Genomic DNA, 6,263 nt, shown 5'->3' with positions numbered 1-6,263 from the left:
ATTTTCCCCTTTGTCCCGTGGGCTCGGAGTTGTTTATAAGAGACAGAGCTCGAACAGGCCCGACAGCACGGCGACCTGCGGGAACATCGACACGCCCAGCACCACGAACAGCAGCAACCCCCGCCCGCGGAAGCCCACCCGCCCCAGCGCGTAGGCGGCCAGCACCGCCAGCCCCAGCGACAGCGCGACCACCGCCGAAGCGGCCATCAGCGAATTCAGGATGTTCCGCCCGAAGGGCTGCTCCTTGAAGATCGCCCCGTAGTTCGCCAGCGAGGGCTGCGACGGCCAAGCCTCCACCGTGAACAGCGCGCTTCCCGCCTTCAGCGAGGTGACGATGGCCCAGGCGAAGGGAAACACCGCCCAGACGACGATCCCCAGGACCACAAGCGCAAAGGCGATGCGTTTCAGGCCCATGTCCTCACCTCCCCGCATCGACGCGGACGCGGCCGAGCGTCACCGCCAGCACCGTCGCCACCGCCAGCACCAGGACCAGCAGGGTCGCCGCGGCGGAGCCGTAGCCCACATCCTGGAAGTCGATCAGATATTGCCGGGCATAGACCGACATCGACATGGTGGAGCGGCTGTTGCCGGTCAGCACATACATCAGGTCGAACACGCGCAGCGCGTCCAGCGTGCGGAACAGCACCGCCACCATCAGCGCCGGACGGATCAGCGGCAGCGTGATGCGGACGAACACCTTCACCGGATGCACCCCGTCCACCCGCGCCGCCTCGTAGAGGTCGCGGGGGAGCATCTGGAGGGCGGCCAGGATCAGCAGCGCCATGAAGGGCGTGGACTTCCAGACATCGACCGCGATCACCACCGGCAGCGCCAGATCGGGATCGGCGGTCCAGGCCCGCGGCTCGGCGATCAGCCCCAGTCCCATCAGGATCGCATTCACCACGCCGTAGAGGTCGTGGAACATCCAGCCCCACATCTGGGCCGACACCACGGTGGGGATCGCCCAGGGGATCAGCACGGCGGCGCGCAGCAGCCCGCGCCCCGGCAGATGCGCGTTCAGGATCAGCGCGATTCCCAGCCCCAGCGCCGTCTCGATCCCCACCGACACCACGGTGAAGACCAGCGTGTTCCACACCGCCCGCCACCAGACGGGATCGCGCACCAGCCACAGATAGTTGTCCAGCCCCACGCCCTGGAAGCCGTCCAGCGTGGCGAGCGTCGCGTCGGTGAAGGAGAAGAAGACGGTGCGGAACAGCGGCCAGCCGGCCACCCCCGCCAGCACGGTCAGCATCGGCAGCAGGAACAGCCACGCCGCCCGGCGCCTCTGGTGCATCAGACTGGGGGTCTGGGGGTCGCTCACCAGCGCCCTCCCCGGCTGATGCGGACCAGAGCCTCCTTGAGGTCCGGCAGCATCGCCTTGGCGTCCTGCCGTCCGGTCAGCACCTCGTGGACGTTGGCGTAGAACTCCGCCGACACCTGGTTGTAGCGCATGCCCGTCGCCTGGGCCGGGCGGTTGACCGCGTTGGCGATGGAGTCGGCCAACTCCGCGAAGAAGGGGTTGGCGGCCACCACCTCGGCGTCCTCGTAGAGCGCCGGGATGGTCGGGTTGGAGGCGCCGTGGATGGCCCGGCGCTTCTGCTCGTCCAGGCCGGTCAGATACAGCGCCAGGTCTGCGGCCTCGTCCGCATGGGCGGAGAATTTGCTGACCGCCAGCAACTGCCCGCCCAGCGTGGAGGTGTGGCGCCCGTCCGGCCCGCCCTTGGGCAGCGGCACCACGGCGACCTTGCCGCCGACCGCGCTGTCCGGCGCGTTGACCAGCGTCCAGGCGTAGGGCCAGTTGCGCATGAAGACGGCGTTGCCGGACTGGAAGACGCCGCGCGCCTCCTCCTCCATATAGTTCAGCACCCCGGGCGGGCTGATCGAGCCGACCCAGCCGTGGGCCATGGCCAGCGCCTCCGCGGCGCGCGGGTTGTCGATGGTGATGGCGCCGTCGGGGGCGACGATGGTGCCGCCGTTGCGGCTGGCGATCCATTCCAGGGCGTTGACGGTCAGCCCCTCATAGGCGCGGCCCTGCCAGACATAGCCCCACATGCGGTCGCGCCCGGCGGCGCGCTCCGCCCGCTGGATCAGGGCGGCGGTGTCCTGAAGCTCCTCCCAGGTCTGCGGCACCGGGCGCCCGTGGGCCTCAAGCAGATCCTTGCGGGCATAGAGGACCCCGGCGTCGGCGAACCAGGGCATCGCGACCAGCCGCCCCTTGACCGTCGCGGCCTCGATCATCGCCGGAAGATGTCGGCGAACAACATCAGGCCCGGCGCGGTCCTTCAGGTCGATGAAGTAATTGCCGAGGATGCCCGGCCAGACCACGTCGATCTGGAACACGTCGATGTCCGGCGACCCGGCGGCGAGAAGCTGCTGGTAGAGCGCCAGCTGCTCGCTCGCCCCCTTGGGCGGGGAGACGAAGCGGACCTCGTTGCCGCTGCGCTGCGCCCACTCCTGCGCGCCGTCGCGGCACAGGTCGAAGCTGATGCCGAGCCCGCTGCAGGCGAGAGTCACCGTCGCCCCGGCGGCAGGCAGCGCCGAGACGGCCGTCAGCATCCCCGCCAAGAGCAACGCGCACCGCCGCGCCATGGAGCCCCTTCCATTCCCGGACGATCCGGGTCCGGAAGGGAAACTGCAATGGCCGCGGTCGAGTTCCCTTGCGCTTGTGCCCCGCCCCGTCAGGCGGGGGTGGCGGCCTCGCGGCGGCAATGCAGCAGGCTGAACAGGCCGAAGGGCGGAACGGTCTGCAACTCCTCGACCTTCAGGCGGGAGCCGGACATCAGCGTGTCCAGCGTGAAGTCGGGCCGCCAGCCCAGCTTCTTGGAGAAGGGCGCCATCCAGTTCTCCACCGAGCGGCGGATGCCCGGCTTGTCGGCGGCAAAATGGTTGACGATCAGGATGTCGCCGCCGGGACGGCAGACGCGCTCCAGCTCGTTCATCGTGCCCTGCGGGTCGGGAACCACGGTCATCACATACATGGCGACCACGAGGTCGAAGCTGCCGTCGGCGAAGGCCAGCTTGCCGGCGTCCATCTCCAGCAGCCCTTCCACATTCTCCAGCCGCTCGCGGTCCACCCGGTCCTGGGCGACGCGCAGCATCTCCGACGACAGGTCGATGCCGACCACGCGGTTGTCCTTGCGGTAGTCGGACAGGGAGATGCCCGTGCCCACGCCCACCTCCAGAACGCGCAGGCCGCCCCGCCGGTTGATCCACTTCACGGCGGCGTGCCGGCCGGACGCCAGCAGGTTCCCGAAGACGGGGTCGTAGAAGCGCGCGTAGCGCCGGTAGGCGGCGCGGATGGAGTCGGCGTCCATTGGGTCTCCCTCACGATTCCTGGCGCAGGATTTTCGGCCGCGACCATAGCGGCCTTTCGCACCACAGGAAAGCCGCAGCGCGCCCCCTTGTTCCATGCCGGGTTCCACGCCGGGCGCACCTCCCCGTCCGTTTCGAAGCGTCATCACATGTGAAGCACGGCGGTTGACACCACCATCAACATGACTCATGGTGCCCGCGCGATCACCCCAAGCAAGGGATGCCCCCGTGGCCCACGAGATGAGCGGCGAGGAGCTGCGCCGCTACCGCGAACAGCGCGGCATGAACCAGCAGGCACTGGTCGGCTGGCTGAACGAACGGCTAAACCGGCGCTACGACCGCGCCAAGATCTCCCGCTGGGAAACCGGGGCGGAGCGGATTCCTCAGAACGTCGCGGGCGCCCTGAAGACCGTGACGGAGCCGGTCGGCATCCCCGCGGCGGCGGTTCGCGCGGCCCCGGTGGTGTTCTGCGCCGCCAACCAGAAGGGCGGGGTCGCCAAGACGACCACCTGCGTCAACGTCGCGTGGCTGCTCGCCCAGTCGGGGCGGCGCGTGTTGCTGATCGACTGCGACCCGCAGGCCAACGCCACCGTGCATCTGGGTGTCGACCCGCACGAGCGGGAACTGGCCAAGGCGACCCTGACCCACGCGCTGAAGGCCAGCCGCCCGATGAAGGAGTTCATGACGCCGGTCTGCGACGGGGCGTTCGACCTGCTGCCCTCCTCCATCTCGCTGGCGGCGACGGACCGGGAGCTGCTGCGCCAGCCCAACGGCACGCTGATCCTGCGCGCCAAGATCGCACAGCTTGCCGGCCAGTACGACTTCGTGGTGCTGGACTGCCCGCCGCATCTGGGCGAGCTGACCGTCTCGGTGCTGAACGCCGCCGACCAGCTGCTGATTCCGACCCAGACGGAGATGCTGTCGATGATGGGCATCCCGCAGCTTTTCGAGACCATCGCCGGCGTGCGCGAACTGGTGAATCCGCGCCTCCAGATCCTCGGCGTCCTGCCGACCATGTACAGCCCGCGCCGCCTTCAGGACGAGACGGTGATGAAGGAGCTGCGCGAGCTTGCCGCGGCGGAGCAGCTCCGCCTCTTCTCCCCGGTTAAGCGCGCCGCCGACTATTCCAAGAGCGTGATGGCCGGGCGCCCCGGCCTCGCCTACAACCCGAACTCCGCGGGCGCGGAGAGCTTCCGCGAGATCGCCGACGCCCTGCTGGCCCTCGCCGGGGAGGAGATGCGCCATGGCGCGTAAGCTCGACACCTCCAACGCCGGCCTGTTTAAGCGGGCGCTCAGCCGCACCGGCAGCGGCGGGGGCAGCAACGCCGCCCTGTTCGGCCTGTCCGGCAAGATGCGCCACCGCGAGATCCCGCTGGATCAGGTGGAGCCCAACCCCGACCAGCCGCGGCGCAACGCGCGCGGGGCCGACATCGCCGCGCTGGCCGCCTCCATCGGCGAGCGGGGGTTGCTGCAACCGATCAACGTGCGGGAAGTGGCGCCCGACCGCTTCCAGATCGTGGCGGGCGAGCGGCGCTACTGGGCCTACCGCGCGCTGGAGCGGGAGACCATCCCGGCCCTGGTCATCGACACCGACGACGTGCAGGCGCTGGCGCTGATCGAGAACGCCCAGCGCGTCGACCTGCATCCCATCGACCTCGCCCTGACGCTCGCCAAGCTGATCGGCGACAAGGGGCTGACGCAGGAGCAGGCCGCCGTCCTGATCGGCAAGTCACAGGAGTATGTGGCCCGCCTGCTGGGCATCCTGCGCCTGCCCGCCCGAATCCTGGAGGAGGCTCCGGACCGGCCCGCCGTCTCCGTCTCCCTGCTGATGGAACTGGCGGAGCTGCCCGACGAGGCGATCCAACTCGCGCTCTGGAAACGGGCCGGCGACGGCCTGACCGTGAAGGACGTGCGCAACGCCAAGCAGGAGCGCAAGGCGGCCCTCCCGTCCACGCCGTCCGCGGCCCCCGCCTTGCGGGCGCTGCGCAGCAATGTGGACAAGATCCACAGCCTGCGCGCGTCGGGCCATGCGCTGGCCGAGGACCAGCGGCGGGAGCTGCGCGACCTGCGCGACGCCATCGACGCGCTTCTGCGCGAGTGAGGGCTCGAGAGAAAACCATGTGAGCTGGAATTTTTTTATCACGCATCCTCGTCGGTAGCGGTCATTGGACAGAGTTCGACTCTTGCGCGATGCTTGGCGATGTTACGCCATCCATCCCCAGAAGGGTGCAGCCATGTCCGATACCGCCGTCGCCGACCCGACCGCTTCCACCATCCAGTTGCCGGCCGTCCAGGCGCCGGCAGCGCCGTCCACCCCTCCGCCGAGTGGCGCCGCGGTCATCCAGAACGAGCAGGGCAAGGCGAACTCCCTGCTGAACACCATCGCGGACAAGCTGGACCGGCTGGTCACGCTGACCGTGGTAACCGCGATCGCCGACATCGACGTGGTCCAGGACGACCCCAACCAAGTCGGCTTCACCTGCCGTCCGAAGTCCGGAACGACCATCGAGGCGTTCCAGACCCAGGTCAACCTGGTCACCGGCGACATCGAGAACCTGATCAGCCGGGATTTCGCGACCAACACCGCCTACCACAGCCTGACCGAGTTCCATCTCGCCCAGGTCACCAAAAGCAGCGACATCGTCAGCACCAACCTGAAGGCGATCCGCGATCTGGCCGTCCAGATCTCCGGCCGCCCGAGCTGACGCGCCTCCGGAGCGGCGGGGAGCCCTTCCTCTCCCCCCCGCCCCTCCCCACCCCGCCCCCCCCAACCCCCCGCCCCCCAACCCCCCGGGCGGGGCGGGGGTCGCCCCCCCCCCGGCCCCCGTCCCCCCCCCCCCCCCCCCCCCCCCCCCGCCGGGGGGAAGCCACCTGGAGAACCCCCCACGCCCCGTCCCCGCCGGCGGGCCCCCCCGCCCAGGCGGCGCCCCCGCCCCAGTATCCTTTTTCCA

7 protein-coding genes are annotated in these 6,263 nt (G+C 69.6%); 3 read left to right on the top strand and 4 right to left on the bottom strand.

What is annotated here, in order from left to right:
* Positions 1–33: 33 nt before the first annotated feature.
* The 4 genes from GBZ26_RS25735 to GBZ26_RS25720 form a co-directional block, all read right to left on the bottom strand.
* Positions 34–414 (bottom strand): ABC transporter permease family protein, encoded by a 381-nt coding sequence (locus GBZ26_RS25735; protein ID WP_174441278.1) that lies wholly within the window; start codon positions 412–414, stop codon positions 34–36.
* Between the two features lie 4 nt (positions 415–418).
* On the bottom strand, positions 419–1,321 hold the full coding sequence (locus tag GBZ26_RS25730) for a carbohydrate ABC transporter permease (RefSeq protein ID WP_425514948.1): 903 nt from the start codon (positions 1,319–1,321) through the stop codon (positions 419–421).
* A complete protein-coding gene (locus tag GBZ26_RS25725; protein ID WP_174441277.1) occupies positions 1,318–2,589 on the bottom strand; it encodes an ABC transporter substrate-binding protein in 1,272 nt (423 codons plus the stop codon). Before GBZ26_RS25725 ends, GBZ26_RS25730 begins: the two co-directional genes overlap by 4 nt.
* A gap of 89 nt (positions 2,590–2,678) precedes the next feature.
* Positions 2,679–3,314, bottom strand: coding sequence for a class I SAM-dependent methyltransferase (locus GBZ26_RS25720; RefSeq protein ID WP_014242457.1), 636 nt, complete (start codon positions 3,312–3,314; stop codon positions 2,679–2,681).
* A 226-nt stretch (positions 3,315–3,540) separates the two neighbouring features.
* Between GBZ26_RS25720 and GBZ26_RS25715 the strand changes: the two genes are divergently transcribed.
* The 3 genes from GBZ26_RS25715 (at position 3,541) to GBZ26_RS25705 (ending at position 6,017) form a co-directional block, all read left to right on the top strand.
* Positions 3,541–4,566, top strand: coding sequence for an AAA family ATPase (locus GBZ26_RS25715; RefSeq protein ID WP_174441276.1), 1,026 nt, complete (start codon positions 3,541–3,543; stop codon positions 4,564–4,566).
* Entirely contained in the window at positions 4,556–5,413 is an 858-nt protein-coding gene (locus GBZ26_RS25710; protein WP_174441275.1) for a ParB/RepB/Spo0J family partition protein, read from the top strand. Before GBZ26_RS25715 ends, GBZ26_RS25710 begins: the two co-directional genes overlap by 11 nt.
* A 133-nt stretch (positions 5,414–5,546) precedes the next feature.
* A complete protein-coding gene (locus GBZ26_RS25705; RefSeq protein WP_174441274.1) occupies positions 5,547–6,017 on the top strand; it encodes a hypothetical protein in 471 nt (156 codons plus the stop codon).
* Positions 6,018–6,263: the final 246 nt, after the last annotated feature.

Source organism: Azospirillum formosense (genome assembly GCF_013340925.1).
GTDB lineage: Bacteria > Pseudomonadota > Alphaproteobacteria > Azospirillales > Azospirillaceae > Azospirillum > Azospirillum formosense.
This window is presented reverse-complemented; position numbering and strand designations above follow the sequence as displayed.

Coding starts and splice junctions, on each gene's coding strand:
- GBZ26_RS25735 (WP_174441278.1), bottom strand. CDS start 414: ATGGGCCTGAAACGCATCGCCTTTGCGCTTGTGGTCCTGGGGATCGTC.
- GBZ26_RS25710 (WP_174441275.1), top strand. CDS start 4,556: ATGGCGCGTAAGCTCGACACCTCCAACGCCGGCCTGTTTAAGCGGGCG.
- GBZ26_RS25705 (WP_174441274.1), top strand. CDS start 5,547: ATGTCCGATACCGCCGTCGCCGACCCGACCGCTTCCACCATCCAGTTG.
- GBZ26_RS25720 (WP_014242457.1), bottom strand. CDS start 3,314: ATGGACGCCGACTCCATCCGCGCCGCCTACCGGCGCTACGCGCGCTTC.
- GBZ26_RS25725 (WP_174441277.1), bottom strand. CDS start 2,589: ATGGCGCGGCGGTGCGCGTTGCTCTTGGCGGGGATGCTGACGGCCGTC.